Consider the following 18,445-nt stretch of genomic DNA (forward strand, 5'->3'; position numbering starts at 1 on the left):
CCTGGGCAGTCTCACCCGCGATGAACCGTTCGACCAAGGCGAGCTTGAATTCGAACGAGTACACCTGTTTCGTCGGCTTGGCCATCAGCGCTCCTCGACCATGGATTCTCCACCGCAGATAGAGAAGCTGCACCGGCGAGTGAGACACACCCAGGACCCGTGCCGCCGCTTTATCCGCGATGCCCTTCTCAAACCACGCTACAGCGGCCTCGCGCTGCTCTTCGGATAACGGACTACGTACATGCATAAAACTGCTCCCCGGGAGTCGGAACTGAATTTCTCAGTCCAACTTCCGGGGAGCAGTTCACGGTCAGAGCTGGACATGCCCAGTCTTCGCTAGGCACCCCGCGGAACGTGCCCATTCCCCGCCAGCCACCCCACGGAACATGCCCATTCCCCGGCAGCCACCCCATGGGACATGCTCATTCTTGGCCACGGGCAACGGACATCAAGGCATCGTGCCCATCACCCGCGGTCAGGACTGGACATGTCCCGCGGTGGCGGGGCCCGTCGCGGGGAGGCCTTCGGCCAGCAGCAATGCCTCATCGAGCACGCGGCCGAAATTCACCGGATCGTGCGCGAACCGGCCCAGGAACAAGCCGGAGACGCCCTCAAGGGTTGGCAGCAGTCCCGGTTTGGCCGATCCGCCGTAGATGACCGGCAACCCTGGCACGCCGGCGGTGGTGAGCTGGTCCCGGAGCCGCAGGACGACGTCGGACACGTACGCCGCGGCGGCGGGCTCGGCCGCGCCGATAGCCCAGACCGGTTCATACGCCACAACCAAATGCCCGGCGAGGTCCCAGTGGCCGTCGACGGCCGACTCGATCTGGCGGTACACAAAGTCCGCCGCGGCCGCCGGCTGCCCGCCGTCGTGCTCCCCCACGCACAGCAGCGGGGTGAGCCCGGCCTCGGCCGCGGCCCGGACCTTGCGGGCCACCATGGCATCGTCCTCGTGGAAGTGCCGACGGCGTTCGGCATGGCCGATCTCCACGAACCGGACGCCGAGTTCCGCGAGCATGGACGGGGCCACTTCCCCGGTCCAGGGCCCGTCCGCCCAGCCGCAGTTCTGCGCGCCGAGCAGCAGCGGCGAACCCGCCAGGAGCCGGGCCGCCGCGGGCAGGACGGGGAAGGACGGAATGACAAACGGGACAACCCGCCCGGCCGCGAGGGCCGGGCGGGTGTCCACTTCGTGCTGCAGGCGTTCCAGCCAGTCCAGGCTGTCCCGGTAGCCTAGGTACATCTTGGTGCTGACCCCCACCAGGATGCGGGCGCTGGAGGTCTGGCTGCCGGGGCTCTGCTGCATGTGTTGGTGCTTTCTGCTGGATCCAGTGGATGGGCGCCGGACGTCGAGCCGGAAGAGAGGCCGGGGGCCTTTACTGCTCCAGCAGCTCGTCGGCCTTGTTCTTGAAGCGGCGGGTCGCGAACATCATGGCCGCTGCCAGGAACGGAAGCACGCCGAGGGCGTAGACGCCCATGGTCCCGGTCTCCGAGGCGGTGATCTGGTTGACCGAAGTGCGCAGGATCGGTGCGACGAAGCCGCCGAGGTTTCCGAGCGAGTTGATCAGGCCGATCCCCGCGGCCGCGGCGGTCCCGGTGAGGAACGCCGTCGGGTAGGACCACGCGATGGGGCCGATGGAGAGGAACGAGCACACGGCGAGGGTGATGAAGATGATGCCGAGCGCCGGAATGTGGTTGGCGCCGGCCCACGCGGAGCCGAAGATGCAGAGTCCGGTGGAGATGAACAGCCCGGTGCCCCAGACCCGGCGGCGGATCACGGTGTTCGCGGCCTTGCCGATGAAGTAGCAGGCGAAGATGCCGAAGAACCACGGGATTGCTGCCATCAGGCCGACGGCGATGCCCACCTTCTGGCCGGTCAGCTGGGCCACCTGCTGCGGCAGGTAGAAGGTGACGCCGTAGACGGCGATCTGCAGGCAGAAGTAGATGATGGTGAAGTACCAGACCTTGCCGTTCTTCATGGCGGCCAGGACGCCGTGCGGGCCGGACTCTTCCTTGACGGTGTCCTCCAGGGCCATGACTTCCAGGAGCGCGTTCTTCTCGTCCTTGTTCAGGAACTTGGCGTCCTGCGGGCTGTTGATCAGGAAGAAGTAGGCGGCGATGCCGGCGATGACCGCCAGCATGCCTTCGACGAAGAACATGACCTGCCAGCCCTGGACTCCGGGGACCTGGTCGCCGATGTTGATCAGCCAGCCGGACAGCGGGGCGCCCAGCATCTGGGAGAACGGCTGGGCCAGGTAGAAGATGGCGAACATCTTGACGCGGACCTTGTTGGGGAACCATGCGGCCAGGAACATGATGACGCCGGGGAACAGCCCGGCCTCGGTGACACCCAGCAGGAACCGCAGAATGATGAAGGACGTCTCGCCCTGGACGAACGCGAAGCAGGCCGAGACGATGCCCCACGTGATGGCAATGCGGGCCAGCCACACCTTGGCCCCGAACTTGGTCAGGAGCAGGTTGCTCGGGATTTCGAACAGGGCGTACCCGATGAAGAAGATCCCGGCGCCCAGCGCGTAGGCGCCGGCGGTGATGCCTTTGTCCACGCCCAGGGCAGCCTCGGCGAAGCCCACGTTGGTGCGGTCCAGGAAGGCGACCACATAGAGGATCACCAGCATGGGCATGAGCCGGCGGGCGGCCTTGGAGATGGCCGATTTAAGGACCGGCGTCTCCAGGAGGTCCCGGGTGGACGTTGTTGTTACGGACATAAAAACTCCTCGTCGAGCAATCAGCGGTGTAACTCAGTGGTGTATGTCAGTGGGGTGAATCAGTGGCGTGGAGAGCGGCCGGATCAGGCCAAAGCCAGCCAGAGCCAGCCGCGCCGGATCAGGCCAAAGCCGGCCAAGCAGGCCGGGCCGGAGCCAGATCAGGCCAAAGCCAGCCAGAGCCAGCCGCGCCGGATCCGGCCAGGCCAAAGCAGGCCAGGCCGGATCCGGTGGGAGAAAGCTAGCGCGAAAAAACCATCATCAGGACGCCGGCCACGCAGGCCAGGATCCCGACGGCCAAGTAGATCTTCCGTCCCTTGCTCCAGGCTGCGAATCCGGAGGCGGGGGTTTGGCTGTGTTGTGCCACGAGGCTTCTTCCTTAGTGCATGTAGAGTCCGCCATCCACATTCAGCGTCTGGCCGGAGATGTAGCCGGCGTCCTCGCTGATGAGGAAGGCGATGGCTGCTGCGATGTCCCGGGTGGAGCCAACGCGGTTGACCACGAGGTCTTTGGTGAGTTCGTCCTTGCGTTCCTCGCTGAGGGTGCCGCCCATGATGTCGGTGTCGATGGGGCCCGGGGAGATGGCGTTGACCGTGATGTCGTATTCGCCCAGTTCACGGGCCGTGGCCCGGGTCAGGCCGATCACGCCGGCCTTCGCCACGGAGTACGGCGTCTTGGAGAACGTGCCGCCGCCACGCTGCGCGGAGACCGAGGAGATGTTCACGATGCGCCCGATCCTGTTCTTCACCATGGATTCCGCGACGCGGCGGGTGGCGTAGTGGACGCCGTTGAGGTTGATGTTCAGCACCCGGTCCCATTCCGCGGCGTCGAGTTCCAGGTACGGCACCGGAGAGCTGACGCCGGCCACGTTGGCGAGCGCGACGATCTGCGGCAGTTCCGCCTCGATGGCGTCGATTGCCGCGCGGACCGAGCCCTCGTCGGAAACATTGGCGCCGGCGCCGAAGGCCTTGACGCCGTGCTCGGCTGCCAGTTCCTTGGCCGCCGCCTTGCAGAGTGCGTCATCGAGGTCGATGATGCCGATGTTCCAGCCCTGGGCCGCGAGGTAGCTGGCGGTGGCGCGGCCGATGCCGCGCTCGGACACGGCGCCGGTGATGATGGCGGTGCGTTCTGTGGGGAAAGTGCTCATGGGTACTCCTTGATGACGACGGGAACGGGACTTAGCTGATGGGGGCGGGGCTGAGCTCGTCGATGAGCTTCTGCATGGCCACGTACGCCTTGTTCCGGTAGGCGATCAGTTCCGGCGTGCGCTCCGCCGGGACGTTCAGGAAGCCCGCACCGGTCTTGGTGCCCAGCTTTCCGGCCTCCACCAGGTCGGTGAGGATTTTCGGGGTGGCGAACCGATCCGGGAAATCGGTCTGGAGGGACTTGTAGCAGAAGTTGTAGACGTCCAGCCCGGCCATGTCGGCGATCGCGAACGGTCCGAAGAACGGCAGCCGGAAGCCGAAAGTGGTGCGGACCAGGGTGTCGACGTCCTCCGCGGTCGCGATCTCCTGTTCCACCAGCTGGGCGGCCTCATGGAACAGCGCGTACTGGAGCCGGTTGAGCACGAATCCGGTGACGTCCTTGACGACGGCGGTCTGCTTGTTGGCCGCGTGCACGAGGTCGCGGACGGCGCCGACCGTGGCGGCCGAGGTGCCGGCGTGGGGGATGATTTCCACACCGGGGATGAACGGGGACGGGTTCGAGAAGTGCACGCCCAGGAAGCGTTCCGGGTTGGTGACCGGCTCGGACAGGTCGGCGATGGAGATCGTGGACGTGTTGGACCCGATGATGGCGTCCGGGCGGGCGGCCGCGCTGATGCGGGCGAGGGTCTGGTGCTTGATCTCGATGACCTCGGGGACGGCTTCTTCGATGAAGTCGGCGTCCGCCACGGCCTCCTCGATGTCCTTGGCGGCCCAGAGGTTTTCCTTCAGGATGGCGGTGGCGTCTTCCGGGAAGAGCCCGGCGGCCACGAATTCGTCGGATTCGGCCAGGAGCCGCTCATAGTTCTTCTGGGCCACTTCCGCGGACACATCCGCGAGCGCCACCCGGGCGCCGCCGAGCGCAAGGACCTGCGCGATTCCGCCGCCCATGTAGCCGGAGCCGACGACGGCGATCTTGCGGGCGGCGTTGATGACGGCTGCGGTTGCTGTTGATTCGGTCATGTTCAGACTGCCTTCGTGTATTCGGGTTCGTACGAGCAGATGGCGTCCACCTTCGCGGCGGAGGAGGAGTTTTCGTCGAAGCGGTGGCTCAGCCATTCGCCCACGAGCTTCTTGGCCAGTTCCAGCCCGATGACGCGCTGCCCCAGGGTGAGCACCTGGGCGTTGTTGCTCAGGACGGACCGCTCCACCGAGTAGCTGTCGTGGGCGGTGACGGCGCGGATGCCGGGGACCTTGTTGGCCGCGATCGCCACGCCCAGTCCGGTGCCGCAGATCAGCAGCGCCCGGTCGGCGTCGCCGTCGGCGATCTTGCGGGCCGCGTCGACGGCGACGTGCGGATAGGCGGTGGAGTCGTTGGCGCCGACTCCCACGTCCTGGACGGACGCCACGCGGGGGTCGGCTTCGAGGAGCGCCTTCAGCGCGTTCTTGTATTCGACGCCGGCCTCATCGTTGCCGATGACCACGCGCCAGCCTGTTGCTGTGCTCATGCTTGTTCTCCTTGTTCCGCCGGCTCGGGGTTGCCGGGCCGGGATGCTGTGTCTGCGGTGTCGGTGTGGGCGGATATCCGGGTGGCGATGAGGGCGAAGGACACCGCGCCGGGGTCGGGGTGGCCGAGGCTCTTCTCGGCGAGCGGGCGGGCCCGGCCTTTGAGCGGACGCAGCCCGGCGGTCCGCTCTGCGGCGGCTGTGGCGGCGGACGCCGCCGCGGCGAGGGAACCGGCCACCGGTGTGCCGGCGTCGAACGCGGTGAGGAACGCGTCCTGGAACGGCAGGAGGGCGTCCACCATGGTCTTGTCCCCCGGTTCGGCCTTGCCGAGTGCGGTGATGGCGTCCACGAAGGCCGTGACCGCCGCGGCCGCGTCCTCGCCGCTGTAGCTGTCCTGGTTGCCCAGGGCCTGTCCGGCGGCGATGATCGCCGAGCCCCAGAGCGCGCCCGAGGTGCCGCCGGCGCGTTCGCTCCAGGCCTCCCCCGCAGCGGTCAGGACCCGCGACGGCGAAGCGCCGCCGTCGTTCGCGGCAGCTTGTTCGGCCGCGGTGACTGCCGCGTCCACGCCGCGGCGCATGCCGATCCCGTGGTCGCCGTCGCCGGCGATGGCATCGAGCCGGCCCAGTTCTTCCTCATGCTCGACCACCACGTCCCGCACCTGCCCGAGCAAGTCGGCGGCCAGTTGGCCGAGGGCTGCCGCCGCAGCGGTGGGCCGTTCGACGTCGGCGGTCTCCTCGGCGTCCGGACCGGCGAGCTCGCGGCGGGCCCGGGGCGCCAGGTTTCCCTTGCGGAACGCCGGGGTGTCGGCCGGGGCGGCCCAGTACTGCTCGAGTTCCTCGTCCAGCCACAGCAGGGTCAGGGACAGTCCGGACATGTCCAGGCTTGTGACGAGCTCGCCGCACTCGGGCTCCACCACGGTGAGTCCGGCGGCGCTGAGGAGCTTCTCGATCTTGCCGAACAGCAGGAAGAGTTCGTCGTACTTGACCGTGCCGAGGCCGTTCACGATCGCGACCACGCGGGTGCCGGCGTCGTCCGGCTTGTCGGCCAGGAGCCGGGTGACCAGGAGTTCGGCCAGCTCGGAGGCGGTGGGCATGGGGTGATCGGAGATCCCCGGTTCGCCGTGGATGCCCAGGCCCAGGGACATGTGCCCCGCGGGGACCGAGAACAGCGGGGCCTCCGCGCCGGGCAGGGTGCAGCCGTCGAAGGCCACGCCGAGCGAGCGGGTACGGTAGTTGGTCCGGATGGCCAGCCGTTCGACGTCGTCCAGGCTCAGTCCCGCCTCCGCGGCGGCGCCGGCGATCTTGAACACTGTCAGGTCCCCGGCGATGCCGCGGCGCTTCTCGATCTGCTCCAGCGGGGCGCTGGCGATGTCGTCGGTGACCAGGACGGTGCGGGTTTCGATGCCTTCGGCGTTGAGGCGCAGCTGGGCTTGGCCGAAGTGCAGGACGTCGCCGGCGTAGTTGCCGTAGCTCAGCAGCACGCCGCCGCCGGCGTTGGCCGCCTTGGCCACGCGGTAGACCTGGCCGGCCGCGGGCGAGGCGAACATGTTGCCGCAGGCCGAGGCGGTGGCCAGTCCCGGCCCGACGAGCCCGGCGAAGGCCGGGTAGTGCCCGGAGCCGCCGCCGACCACCAGGGCCACCTGACCGGCCGGGACTTCGGTGGAGCGGACGACGCCGCCGTCGACTCGGGCCACGTAGCCGCGGTTGGCCGCAACGAAGCCGTCCAGTGCCTCATCCGCGAAATCAGCGGGATTGTCGAAGATCTGGGTCATGGTTCCTCATTGAATCCGTGTTGGAGAACTAATGCTGTGGGTAAAGAGCTGGGGTGAAGCTGGGGTGGTGCGGCCGCCCCCAAATGGTTTGACGGCCGCACCACGCGCCGGTGCCGGCGCTCCTTCAGCGCCCGTTCAGCGCCCATTCAGACGCTGAGTTCAGATGCTGGCTTTTCAGATGCCCGGTCAGACGCTGGCGAGTGCCGTGGCTGCCGGCAGCTGCCGGCCCTGGGCCACCTGGCTGGTGCCGAGGGCATAACCGTCGGTCTTCGGCAGGACCTGGCGGCGGAGGTAGTCCTGGTTGCTGGCCGTGACGCTGAGGCCGTCGCCGCCGTAGTGCTCGGTGCAGAGGATGCCCTGGAAGCCGACGGAGAGTGCGGTCTTGAACGCCTCGCGGTAGTTGATGAGGCCGCTTTCCATCGGGGCCGGCATCGCGACGTAGGTGTCCCGGGCGACGTCCTCGTCGCGGATGTAGTTCTTCATGTGCCAGTAGTTGGAGTACGGGAGGGTCTTGGCGACCATTTCGCGCCAGTCCTCGATCGGGCGGTGCAGCCGAATGAGGTTGCCGATGTCCGGGTTGATGCCGACGTTGGCCAGGCCGATGTCCTGGACCAGCTGGACCGAGGAATCCGCGGTGCCCAGATACGTGTCCTCGTACATTTCGAGCGAGAGCAGGACGCCGACCTCGGCCGCGTGCTGGCCAAGTTCGCGCAGGCGGCTTACGGCCTTGCCCCAGGTTTCCTTATCCCCCACCGGGTCCTTGTACCCTTCGACGGTCCAGAACCAGAGCTGCTTCTGCTGCTCGGCGGTGATGGCCTGGTGCAGTCCGAACGAGACAACCTCGCAGCCCAGCTCGGCGGCGGCGTCGATGGTGCGGTGGCTGTACGCCAGGTTGGCTTCCCAGTTTCCTTCCTCGATGACACTGCGGCGGATGGCAGAGATGACGGGGATACCGATGCCGACGTTGTCCGCGGTCTGCTTGAACTCGGCAAGCCGGGCGGAGCTCAGGTCGCCGGGGCGGACCCAGCTGTCCGTGAGGTCGGCATTGGCGAAGCCGGCGTCCTTGACCTCGGTGAGGACCTCGGCCCAGGCGGAGGCGTCGGCGTCGTTGATGTGGTTGCCCTGCGCATCGGTTCCCGGGAACTGCAGGAGCGCTGCTGTGATGGGCCAGTTTTCGGCTGTATAGGCCATGGGGTTCACTCCTTCGTGGAATCCTGTTTCCTATAGGATTTACTATCTGAGGGGATGTTGTCAAGGTCACATCCCGGGTTACGCCCCTTTCGCGGCGAAGGCCGCGGTTGCGAAGACCTCCGGATTCAGGACGTTGGCAGGGCGCTCCCCCGCCGCGACCGCCAGGATCGAGGCAATGGCGCTGGCCGCGACGTCCCGTGTGAAGTCCTCGGTCCAGCACAGGGAATGCGGGGAAAGCACGACGTTGTCCAAGGTCAGGAGCTCGTCGTCGGGAAGCAGGGGTTCCGGCTCAAAGACGTCGAGGCCGGCGCCAGCGATCCGGCCGTCCCGCAAGGCGTCCCGGAGGGCATCCGTGTCCACGAGTTTTCCGCGGCCGATATTAATCAGGTAGGCGCTTGGCTTCATCCGGGCCAACGCGGCGGCGCCGATCAGTTTTTCGGTCGCCGGTGTCAGCGCGGCGCAGAGCACGACGTAATCCGAGCGCTCCAGGAGCTCATTCAGGCCCAGCAGCTCGACGCCGAGTCCGGCGGCCTCCGCGTGGCGGCCGCCGCGGTTGTTGCCCACGACTTTCATCCCGAGCGGAGCCAGGAGGCGGGCGAGCTCAGCGCCCACGCTGCCGAAGCCCACGATGCCGACCGTCTGGCCCACGAGCGGCGCGCCGCGGTAGTGCTCGCGTTGCGCCCAGTCAGAGGTCCGGGTCAGCCTGTCCTTGGCCAGGAGCTTGTGCGAGAGCGCCAGGAGCAGCGTCAGTCCCGCCACTGCCAACGGCCGCCGGATGGCATCCGGGGTGTTGGTGACAACGATGCCGGCGCGGGTGCAGGCGTCCAGGTCGATGGTTTCGTAGCCGGCCCCGAACCGTGCAATCAGTCTCAGGTCCGGGGCGTGGTCCACGGTGTGTGAATCGAAGGCGATGTGTCCCAGTGACAGCACGGCCTGGACCCCGGCGAGGTCGGCCAGCGGAACCGGATCCGTGTAACTGGGCAGGACGCTCCAGCTGATGCCGTGCTCGCTGAGCCGCTGCAGCCCTAAATCCCCGTGAATGGAGCTTCCGTCCGGCCGCGCGGCGTCGGCCGTGACGGCCACGGTGAACGGCGAGCGGGCGGTTCCCGCAGTGGCGGTTCGCGCAGTGGTGGTTCGCGCAGTGGCGGTTCCCGCCGCCGGGGCGGCCGCCGTGGTGGCGGCCGCCGTCGTCGTCAATGCGTTTGTTGCTGTGCTCATGCTTCGGTTCGGCTTTCTGTCTGCGTTGCTGGAGTCTTGTCCTTGATCGGTTCGCGGACCAGCACCGTGTAGGCCACTGCGGCCAGGGCCGCGATGATGCCGCCGATCACGAACGACGGCGCGTAGGAACCGGTGGCATCGGCGATCACGCCGGTCAGCAGCGGGGCAAAGGCGCCGCCGAAGTAGCCGCCGAAGTTCTGGATGGCGCCGACGGAGGCAACCTGTGAGTTGTCCACGATGTCGCCGGGCATGGCCCAGGCGGCCGCCTGCATGGTGGCCACGAAGCCCAGCGCCACGGTCATGACGGCGATGGCGAGCGGGAGGGAATCCACGAACGGGATGAGGCAGATCAGGATGCCGGCGGCAATCGCTGCTACGGACATCACGTGGCGCTTGGCCAGCAGCGGATCGCGGCCTGCCTTCTTCGAGTAGCGCGTCATGACCCAGCCGCCGGTGATGCCGAGGATGGCTGCGCCGAGGTACGGGACAGCCGCGAGCCAGCCGGAGCTGGCGATGCTGGCACCGCGTTCTTCCTGCAGGTAGAGCGGCAGGAAGACGATGAAGATGTTCCAGATCCAGATGACGCAGAAGAATCCGGCCATCATGCCCCAGATTTGGCGGTGCTTGAAGAGTCCGAGCCACGAAACCTTCTTGGCAGTCAGGAGCTGGGTGGTGCGCTGGCTTTCGATGTAGTCCAGTTCCTTCGCGCTGATGCGCTTGTGCTCTTCGGGAGCGCGGTAGTAGAGGAAAAAGGCCAGTGCCAGCACGAGGCCTGCGACGCCGAGGAAGAGGAAGATGGCCTGCCAGCCGAACGCGAGCATGATGGCGGTCAGGACGGGCGGCGCGATGGCGGGTCCCCATTTGGAACCGCTGTCCCAGATGGCGGTGGCCTGCCCGCGCTCGGCCCGCGGGAACCAGTCAGCGGTCAGCTTTGCCGACGCCGGCCCGTTGGGGGCTTCGGTGATGCCGAGCAGGAAGCGGAAGGTGATGAACTGCCACATCTTGGTGCCGACGGCCATCAGCGCGGTCGCGATGCTCCAGCCCGCGATTGCGAGGAAGTACATCCGTCGGGCGCCCAGTTTGTCTACGAGCCAGCCCGCGGGCAACTGGGCAAAAGCGTAGGTCCAGGAGAACACGGTGCCCAGGAGGCCAATGTCCGTCCGGGTCATGCCGAACTCTTTGATCAGCTGCGGCGCGGCGATGGAGATCGCGCTGCGGTCCATGTAGTTGATGATGCCGGCGGCCAGCGCCCAGCCGAGAATCCACCACCGCAGATTCTTGATGGTGCGGCGTGTTGCGGATTCCTTGGGCCCTGCGGCCAAAGTTTCTGTTTGCACTCTTCACTCCCTTGTGACTCCCAATGCCGGCACCGTAGCCGTCACAATCGAAGATCCTATAGGGTCTTCGATCAGCTGTGAAGAGGGTCACAAAAAGATGGCACAGGAGCCGGTTGCGCTGTTCCGCGGGGCTGTGCCCGCGTGCGTCAGCCTGGGAGGAGACCTATTCCGCGGGAGCGTCGGCGATGGCGCGGCCGCGCACCTTTTGCACGTGCTCGGCCATGGCGGCTGCCGCCTTCTCAGGGTCGCCCGTCGCGAGGGCATCCAGGACCGCCTGATGCTCGGCGATCGCGTGCTCGGCGTCGGTGATGCCCACTCCCCCGAACAGTCGGAACCGCTGAATCTGTCCGCCGAGGGCGGCGTAGGCGGCCACCATGAACTGGTTGCCCGTCTGCTCCGCGATCAGCCGGTGGAACCGTTCGTCGGCCTCGAGGTAGCCGCGGAATTCGGCAAAGGACGGCCCGCGCGGGGCGTCCTTGAGATCGGCGACTGCCCGTTCCAGTTCGGCCAGGTGGCCTGGCGTCAGCCGGGCACACGCCAGTCGGGCGTTGACGGGCTCGATCGCGAGGCGGGCTTCCATGAGCTCGGCGAAGTCTTCCCGGGTGAACACCGGAGCAACCCGGTAGCCCTTGAGAGCCACGCGGCGCACCATCCCGGTATGTTCCAGCCTGGCGAGCGCCTCCCGCACAGGCGTGGGCGAGACGTCGAGTTCCCGGGCGGTCCCGTCGATGCTGACCGCAGCCCCGGGTTCCAGCCGGCCGTCCATGAGCGAAGCCAGGAGTTCTTCATAGACGTGGTCCGCCAGGACCTGCCGGCTGACGGGGCGGCCGGCGGAGCGCCCCTCAGAGTGGCTGCCGGTGGAAGCGAATTGCATCTTCAGATCCTATAGGACCGGGCGCGGCGAGATCCCCTCCGGGACATGCCCATTTGCCGCCCCCACCGATGGACATGCCCCTCGCTGCGCGTCATGGCCCACGGGACATACCCAATCCCGGCGCCAGCCACGGGACATGTCCAGTGGCCAATTCGTCCAGGGCACCTGTCCGGTGGCCCCGCCATGCAAGACGGGACATGCCCACCCGCACACTCCGGCGAGGAACATGTCCAGCCTTAGGCCAAACCAGCGAGCGACATGCTCATTGTTAAGCGCGATCAGTGGGCAGAATGGCATTCTGCCCACTGATCATGGCTGCGGCTGGGCATGTCCCGTGGTCATGATGCGCCGCGAGGAACATGCTCTTTCGTACACCTCACCGCGGAGCATGTCCGGACGCGGGTGCGGCTGGGCATGTCCAGTGGTCATGATGCGCTGCGAGGAACATGCTCTTTCGTGCACCTCACCGCGGAGCATGTTCCGTCTCGGACCTGCCCTGCGAGGGACATGCTCATTGTTAAATGCGATCAGTGGGCAGAATGGCATTCTGCCCCCTGATCGTGACTGCGGCTGAGCATGTCCAGCCGAGCGTGTGCTGCAACTCGGCGCGGCGCCGCGCCGCGAGAGTCACTGCGGGAGTCACCGCGCCCGCAGTTGGCCCTAGTTCTGGTAGGCCGGGTAGTCGGTGTAGCCCGTGGCGCCGTCGGCGTAGAACGTGGACGCGTCGGGCTCGTTGACCGGCAGGCCTTCGCGCCAGCGGCGGGCGAGGTCCGGGTTCGCGATGGCCGGGCGTCCGACGACGACGGCGTCGGCGTGGCCGTCGGCAACCAGCGAGATGGCCTCATCCCGGGTGGTGATGACGCCGAATCCGGTATTGACGAGGAAGGCTCCGTTGAAGCGTGAACGCAGGTCCTGGACCAGTTCGCCGGTGGGGTCCTTGTGCAGGATGCTCAGGTAGGCCAGGTTCAGCGGCGCAATAGCATCCACCAGCAGGCGGTATGTCTCGCGGACGTCTGCGGAGTCCAGTTCGGTGACACCCTGCACGTTGTGCTCCGGCGAGATCCTGATGCCGACGCGATCTGCGCCCACGGCCTCAACCACAGCCTTCACAACTTCGATGACGAAGCGCACGCGGTTCTCCGGGGAGCCGCCGTAGAGGTCGTCACGCTGGTTCGACGACGGCGCCAGGAATTCGTGCAGCAGGTAACCGTTGGCGGAGTGCAGCTCCACGCCGTCGAACCCTGCCTCGATCGCGTTTAGCGATCCCTGGACAAATTCCTGGAGGATGCCGGGCAGTTCGTCGGTGGTCAGGGCGTGCGGCACGGGGTGCGCCTGCTTGCCCTTGGACGTGCGAGTCTCTGCCTCGACGGCGATGGCGCTCGGCGCAACCACTTGGTGGCCGCCGGTGATGTCCTCGTGCGAAACCCGGCCACCGTGCATGATCTGCGCGAAGATCCGGCCGCCTTCGGCGTGAACGGCTTCCGTGACCGTCTTCCAGCCGGCAATCTGGTCCGGGGTGACGATGCCGGGCTGGCCCGGGTACGAGCGCCCGGCCGGGCTCGGGTAGGTGCCCTCGCTGACGATCAGGCCGAGCGAGGCGCGCTGGCGGTAGTGCTCGGCAACCAAGGGCCCCGGGATACCTTCCTGGCCGGAACGGAGACGGGTCAGCGGCGCCATGACGAGTCGGTTGGGCAGTTCCAGCTCGCCGAGGGTCATCGGGGAAAACAGCATGCGCAATTCCTTTCGCAGTGAATGGGTTCACTGGCGGTAACTGCGAGGCGTCTGCAACTATTCCCGGGTGAGACTCGGATCACTACGGGTGGACGACGATCCCCAGATCGAGACGTTGACGACGACGCCGGCGGACCTCACGACGTCGAGCGTGGTGTCCAGCACCGCATTCACACCGGCACATTCAACCGCCGCATCGGCCCCCGCCCCGTTGGTCAGTTCCAGCACGCGCGCCTTGACGTCGTCGGCACTCGGGTCGAGCACGTGATCCGCGACCCCGGACGAAGCCGCCTTGTCTTTGCGAGCTCGTGAATGCCCGGATAGAACGGGTGGACCGGGAGCTGCGAGCCTAGCTATGGGCTAGGAGGCGGCGGGGCGACGCCGGGGCAGCCTTGGCCTTGGGGATTCTGCAGGCACGTGTCTGCGTAGTTCCTTGTGATCGTCCGCCAGACACTGACTGTCTGTGGCGGCGAGCTGAATTGTCCTTGGCCGGGGATGGGCAGCGGCGGGCCGCCATTCACCGAGTAGGTTCCCTGGAAATGGGTGGTCAGAACCACCGGGAAGTCGCCGGTCTGGGTATACACGTGACTCGTCAGGGTCTTCTCGCCCCAGCGGTCCTGCGGAAGCGGTCCGCCGGCCGCCGTTTGCGGGCCGAGCGAGGTGCCGTCGCTGTAGCTCCAGGAGTACTGCACCGGCTTGGCGGTGACATGGACGGCCTGGGCCAGGATCGTGATGTCGAACTCCTGATCCGCGGCGCTGGCGAAGAAGTTGGTCTCGGCTCCCCGGAGCGTGTTGGGGCTGGGCTGGGCCGTGGACGTGCCCGCAGATATCGGAAGCCGCTGGAACTCCCTCTGGATCATTGCGGCAATTCTGGGCAGCAAGTCCGCCGGCCTAGGATCGAAGAGGCACGTTGGGCCGGAGTGAAACGACCATGTCGGGTTGGGCACGCCCGCCGGCGCTTTTAGCCAGACCACGGGAATGCCGGCCTTCCCGTCAGGGCCGCTGGAACAGTCCACTGCGGCGGCGAGACAGTCGGCGTCAAAGTCGCCTCCGCCCAGGTGGCACTGCAGTTCGTATTTGTACTGGAAGGGGTCGGCGAATGTAGCACCCGGCTGGAGGGCAACAAATTTGCCCGTGGCGGGATCCAGTCTCCAACCGCCAACATCTACACCCTGATTTCCGAATCCGGAATCAATGCCTCCATCATCAGCCACCGCAACTAGGGGTAGCGCTAGGGAGCCTACCCAGATTAGGCCGCCGACAAGCAACCCGAGAGTTCTATGCCTTGGTCGAAACACTGACGCGCTCACCGGAACGGATGGAGAGCGGTAATTTGCCACGCGCCATCCTTGAACGCCGCCAGCATTACGTTGCCTGTATCCGATGGCGGCGTCGGTTTCCGGAATTCAGTTCCGTCAGGGTCGAAGTACGTGATCTTCGCCTGCTGCACCTGGACGGCAATCTGATACTGACCGTCGGCCTGGGCTTCAAAGGTCGTGCTAAGTGAAGGTGTTTCAATATGGCCACCGACGAGCCATCGGCCGTCCGCATAATTTGTCTTCAATGAACGCGTGATGTTTGAGCAGAACTCGCATCCTGTCGAGGTCACGGAGTCCAATCCGGACGATGTGCCAGTCTCGTACGCGAAATTTAGTTCTTTGAACCAGTACCGCGCAAACGCCTCCAGCCCTTCCTTCGTCTCGGCCTTCGCAGCTTCCGGCAACTCCGGCACTGGCACGTTCTGCGCCTTGCCGGTCGCGTCGGCGGGCTTGTAGCTGGCGGTAGGTGTGGGAGTTGCGCTCGGGGTGGGCGACCCGGCGGGGTTCTGCGAAGCAGCAGGTGGAGATCCGGGAGGAGTGGTTGAACCCCCGCTGCACGCTGTGACCGACACCAGGGAGATCGACAGCAAAGCGACCGCACAGGCTCGCCAGGGACCGGAAAGCCAAGTGCGAGATGTCATGGTCAGCTACTCCCCCGATAGAAAATCAAGACGATTGAAGCCAATTTGTGGCTTAAGGGTAACCGAGATCACATTTTGCTGGTCAAGATTATCCACAGGCATCATGTGCCCGCCCCGCGTACCGGCAGACCCCGGCAGACCACCCCGGCAGTCCTTTGCCAGTCCTTTAGCCCCTAGCCATTTCACTCGGGGGGACAGAACAATGAACCCATGATGTTCGAACACGAAGATGGCAATCCGATTCTCAAACTGGACGACGATCAAGCCTGGGCATTGATTGAGGGCACCAAGCACGGCAGGCTCGTGGTCACGGTGGCCGGCGAACCCGACATCTTCCCGGTGAACTACGCGGTCGGCGGCCGGAAGTTGTTTCTCCGCACCGCCCCGGGAAACAAGCTGGCCGAGCTCACCATCAATTCGAAGGTGCTCTTCGAAACGGACGGCATCCTGTCCGAGGAAGCATGGTCAGTAGTCCTGCGCGGCACTGCGCGCGTCCTCGACCAATCAGCCGATATCGCCGAGGCCGAGGCCCTCGGGCTGAAACCGTGGGTTCCAACGTTGAAGGACTTCTACGTGGAAATTACGCCGACGTCGGTCAGCGGCCGCCACTTCCAGTTCGGCGAACACCCGGAGCGGGAGATCTAGCGCCCGACGGCGACTTCCGGCCCGCCGACGCCGGTCCACCCCGGACGCCGGCCCGCCGACGCCGGCCCGCCCCAGACCCCCGGGCCCGCCGGCCCGGCCACGTGCCGGCCGGCGCCAAGACCTTGCACCCGCCTAGACTTAAATAATGGCGGACAAGCTGACTCCGGAGCGGCGCAGCTGGAACATGTCCCGGATCCGGGGCAAGAACACCAAGCCGGAAATGCTGGTCCGCAGGCTGCTGCACGCGAAGGGATACCGCTACCGCCTGCACGGCACCGCGGCCGGCGGCAAACTCCCGGGCAACCCCGATCTCGTCTTCGCCGGCCGGCACAAAGTCATCTTCGTCAACGGATGCTTCTGGCATTTCCACGACTGCCGGGTGGGCCAGCACGCACCCCAGGCAAACGCCGAGTTCTGGGAAACCAAGCGCACGCGCACTCGGAACCGCGACGCCGCCCAGCGGCTGCAGCTCGAACGCGATGGCTGGGAAGTCCTTACCGTGTGGGAGTGCGAGCTGAAGGATCGATCGGCGTTGGAGCTCCGGCTGGATGCCTTCCTTCAAGGCCGTCTCCTTCAGGGCCCCTTCCGCCAAGGCCCGACCCGGGACGAGCCCTCCTGAGGACCTTTACCGAGCAACAACGTCCCGCGTGTCGCGCGGCTTACCTCCGGTGCAAGCTGAACAGCCTCCGCTAATATTCGACTCCGGGGGCGATAGGCATTATTCGGTCAGTACCAACGCGTACTGCAAACACGGGAGAGCGCACGATGCCGCACTTGCTGATGTCCAACGACCAGCCCGAAACGACTGTTGCGCCAACAGATTCCAGTCGCACAGATTCCAGTCGCACAGATTCCAGCCCCGCAGTTTCAGATCCCACGGTTCTGCCGTTCCGTCGCGCCGGCCACACGAGACTCCGCGGCGTCCGGCCCCGCCAGTTCCGCGGAGCGAACCCGGATCTGGAGCCGCTGCGCCGGCAGGCGGCCACGATCATTGATGAGGTTCTGGCCGGTACCAACCCGGAAGAAGCTGAAGTGCGGGAGAAACTCCAGTGGCACGTCGCTAACAACCCCGGCCAGCCGGAAAAGGCGCTCCTGGAACATTTGCGGACAGTGGCCGACCAGGAGGAATCCGCCTAGCCGGCGGACCTGTCGATACTGGCCTGCCGGAGCACTTCGCCCCAGGACTGCTGGGCAAGATCCGCCACGGCGGCCAGGATTTCCGACGGCGGCAGCGACAGATCCAGCGGGAACTCAACAATGTCGATGTCGGTATTGAGAATCCGGCGCAGCTTGATTTCCCCGGCTCCCGGATAAACGATCCACGCCGTCGGCACCCGCAAGGATGTGCAGTAGGCCAGCATCCGGTAGTGGTCGCCCGAGAGGGAGGCGCCGACGTCGGCCGCGGCCTTGTACTTGGCGTCGTACACCATCACGGGCCGGCCGCCGAGGAAGTGGACGGCACCGGGCTGCACCACAATGCGGTCCGAGTCGCGGACAGCCTCGTTCAGCAGTGCGTTGTAGCCCAGCCGCATTTCTCCGGGGTAGGCGGCCATGGCTTCGCGCAGGGCCGTTCCCACGAAGTCCTCGAACACCTTTGCCATGTCCACCACAAACGACGCCGACTGCTGCTTGCCGTGCCCGGCCTCCGCCGAGGCGTTCCGCAGGATCAGTTCGGCGAGCCGGAGAGCGGCGTGGTAGCGGGTGTTCATCCGGCTGGGCCGCCACTGCGGCAGCGGCGCGCCGGACTGAAGGCGCGTCACGGCGTCGAGCTTTCCCTTGAGCTGGCGCAGGCGGCTCAGGACCTCAGGCCGCACCCGCGGCACCTGGGACATCCGTTCCAGCGCGGCGCGCAGAATCCGGTTCTCCGCGATGTCCTCGGTGAACTCGTCATAGGAGACTTCCAGCGGGACCAGCATGCCCGGACGGCGGGAAATCTGGTCCGACATCCGGATCCGGCCCTTGACGGTCCGGAGGGATTCTTCCACCATGAGGTACCCCTGCAGCACGCCGCGGCTCAGCGCCCGGTCCGCGAGCTGCGCCAGGGATTCGGCCAGGGCGCTCCAAAGATCGGTATGCTCCACCGCGGCGACGGACTCGTCCCGGAACCCTTGGTCCCCCGCGTAGCCGAGCAGGAACAGCAAACGGCTCAGCCCGAGCCGACCCTTCGGCCGCACCTCCAGCTGCACGGCGGGGGTGCGCACCGACCCGACGGTGCCCACCGGTTCGATCCGATACAGTCCCATGCCCATCGGCGAGGCCTTCGCCAGGCCGCTGGCGTTGACGTAGGCGGCAGTGTCCGGATCAAGCCGCTCCACGACGCCGACGGAGAGTTCGTCCAGGACAATGTGCC

Annotated in this window: 21 protein-coding genes; 4 read left to right on the plus strand and 17 right to left on the minus strand. The window is 66.4% G+C overall.

Annotation, left to right across the window (positions count from 1 at the left end; genetic code table 11):
* Window positions 1-229 (plus strand): hypothetical protein (locus C560_RS23900; protein ID WP_231494382.1); only part of this gene is annotated, 229 nt, incomplete at its 5' end.
* A gap of 246 nt (window positions 230-475) precedes the next feature.
* On the opposite strand, the gene C560_RS0116810 is transcribed toward C560_RS23900, so the two are convergent.
* The 14 genes from C560_RS0116810 to C560_RS0116875 form a co-directional block, all read right to left on the minus strand.
* Window positions 476-1,303 carry a triose-phosphate isomerase family protein gene (locus tag C560_RS0116810; RefSeq protein ID WP_026539078.1) on the minus strand — a complete coding sequence of 276 codons (828 nt, stop codon included), beginning with the start codon at window positions 1,301-1,303 and terminating at the stop codon, window positions 476-478.
* 70 nt (window positions 1,304-1,373) lie between these two features.
* On the minus strand, window positions 1,374-2,723 hold the full coding sequence (locus C560_RS0116815) for an MFS transporter (protein ID WP_026539079.1): 1,350 nt from the start codon (window positions 2,721-2,723) through the stop codon (window positions 1,374-1,376).
* Window positions 2,724-2,961: 238 nt separating this feature from the next.
* Window positions 2,962-3,087, minus strand: coding sequence for a hypothetical protein (locus C560_RS23970; RefSeq protein WP_018775883.1), 126 nt, complete (start codon window positions 3,085-3,087; stop codon window positions 2,962-2,964).
* A gap of 12 nt (window positions 3,088-3,099) precedes the next feature.
* Window positions 3,100-3,867 carry an SDR family NAD(P)-dependent oxidoreductase gene (locus tag C560_RS0116825; RefSeq protein ID WP_026539080.1) on the minus strand — a complete coding sequence of 256 codons (768 nt, stop codon included), beginning with the start codon at window positions 3,865-3,867 and terminating at the stop codon, window positions 3,100-3,102.
* A 31-nt stretch (window positions 3,868-3,898) separates the two neighbouring features.
* A complete protein-coding gene (locus tag C560_RS0116830; protein WP_026539081.1) occupies window positions 3,899-4,885 on the minus strand; it encodes a 3-hydroxyacyl-CoA dehydrogenase family protein in 987 nt (328 codons plus the stop codon).
* Between the two features lie 2 nt (window positions 4,886-4,887).
* Entirely contained in the window at window positions 4,888-5,370 is a 483-nt protein-coding gene (locus tag C560_RS0116835; RefSeq protein WP_018775886.1) for a ribose-5-phosphate isomerase, read from the minus strand.
* Window positions 5,367-7,139, minus strand: a complete 1,773-nt coding sequence (gene dhaL / locus C560_RS0116840; protein ID WP_026539082.1) for a dihydroxyacetone kinase subunit DhaL — start codon at window positions 7,137-7,139, stop codon at window positions 5,367-5,369. The genes C560_RS0116835 and dhaL overlap by 4 nt, the downstream gene beginning before the upstream one ends.
* Window positions 7,140-7,325: 186 nt before the next feature.
* A complete protein-coding gene (locus C560_RS0116845) occupies window positions 7,326-8,330 on the minus strand; it encodes a sugar phosphate isomerase/epimerase family protein (RefSeq protein WP_018775888.1) in 1,005 nt (334 codons plus the stop codon).
* Between the two features lie 78 nt (window positions 8,331-8,408).
* On the minus strand, window positions 8,409-9,548 hold the full coding sequence (locus C560_RS22250; protein ID WP_051533254.1) for a 2-hydroxyacid dehydrogenase: 1,140 nt from the start codon (window positions 9,546-9,548) through the stop codon (window positions 8,409-8,411).
* On the minus strand, window positions 9,545-10,885 hold the full coding sequence (locus C560_RS0116855; RefSeq protein ID WP_231494383.1) for an MFS transporter: 1,341 nt from the start codon (window positions 10,883-10,885) through the stop codon (window positions 9,545-9,547). Before C560_RS0116855 ends, C560_RS22250 begins: the two co-directional genes overlap by 4 nt.
* A gap of 163 nt (window positions 10,886-11,048) precedes the next feature.
* Complete coding sequence (locus C560_RS0116860) at window positions 11,049-11,759, minus strand: GntR family transcriptional regulator (protein WP_026539084.1); 711 nt, start codon at window positions 11,757-11,759, stop codon at window positions 11,049-11,051.
* Window positions 11,760-12,419: 660 nt separating this feature from the next.
* On the minus strand, window positions 12,420-13,490 hold the full coding sequence (locus C560_RS0116865) for an alkene reductase (protein WP_026539085.1): 1,071 nt from the start codon (window positions 13,488-13,490) through the stop codon (window positions 12,420-12,422).
* A gap of 57 nt (window positions 13,491-13,547) precedes the next feature.
* On the minus strand, window positions 13,548-13,847 hold the full coding sequence (locus C560_RS0116870) for a zinc-binding dehydrogenase (protein WP_269320032.1): 300 nt from the start codon (window positions 13,845-13,847) through the stop codon (window positions 13,548-13,550).
* Window positions 13,844-14,350 (minus strand): hypothetical protein, encoded by a 507-nt coding sequence (locus C560_RS0116875; RefSeq protein ID WP_026539087.1) that lies wholly within the window; start codon window positions 14,348-14,350, stop codon window positions 13,844-13,846. The genes C560_RS0116870 and C560_RS0116875 overlap by 4 nt, the downstream gene beginning before the upstream one ends.
* A gap of 198 nt (window positions 14,351-14,548) precedes the next feature.
* Here C560_RS0116875 and C560_RS23425 point away from each other — a divergent pair, with 198 nt between their 5' ends.
* Entirely contained in the window at window positions 14,549-14,713 is a 165-nt protein-coding gene (locus tag C560_RS23425; RefSeq protein WP_155855815.1) for a hypothetical protein, read from the plus strand.
* An 83-nt stretch (window positions 14,714-14,796) separates the two neighbouring features.
* Here C560_RS23425 and C560_RS0116885 read toward each other — a convergent pair whose 3' ends face one another.
* Window positions 14,797-15,450, minus strand: coding sequence for a DUF6318 family protein (locus C560_RS0116885; protein WP_026539088.1), 654 nt, complete (start codon window positions 15,448-15,450; stop codon window positions 14,797-14,799).
* Between the two features lie 210 nt (window positions 15,451-15,660).
* On the opposite strand from C560_RS0116885, the gene C560_RS0116890 reads away from it, so the two are divergent.
* Window positions 15,661-16,095 (plus strand): pyridoxamine 5'-phosphate oxidase family protein, encoded by a 435-nt coding sequence (locus tag C560_RS0116890; protein ID WP_018775897.1) that lies wholly within the window; start codon window positions 15,661-15,663, stop codon window positions 16,093-16,095.
* A gap of 145 nt (window positions 16,096-16,240) precedes the next feature.
* Window positions 16,241-16,714, plus strand: coding sequence for a very short patch repair endonuclease (locus C560_RS22255; RefSeq protein ID WP_051533256.1), 474 nt, complete (start codon window positions 16,241-16,243; stop codon window positions 16,712-16,714).
* A gap of 248 nt (window positions 16,715-16,962) precedes the next feature.
* Here the strand turns inward: C560_RS22255 and C560_RS23430 are convergent, their stop codons facing one another.
* Both C560_RS23430 and C560_RS0116905 read right to left on the minus strand, forming a co-directional pair.
* A complete protein-coding gene (locus C560_RS23430; protein ID WP_026539089.1) occupies window positions 16,963-17,196 on the minus strand; it encodes a hypothetical protein in 234 nt (77 codons plus the stop codon).
* A gap of 32 nt (window positions 17,197-17,228) precedes the next feature.
* Window positions 17,229-18,434, minus strand: a complete 1,206-nt coding sequence (locus C560_RS0116905; protein ID WP_026539090.1) for a 5-methylcytosine restriction system specificity protein McrC — start codon at window positions 18,432-18,434, stop codon at window positions 17,229-17,231.
* Window positions 18,435-18,445 lie beyond the last annotated feature (11 nt).

Source organism: Arthrobacter sp. 9MFCol3.1 (assembly GCF_000620385.1).
Taxonomy (GTDB): domain Bacteria; phylum Actinomycetota; class Actinomycetes; order Actinomycetales; family Micrococcaceae; genus Arthrobacter.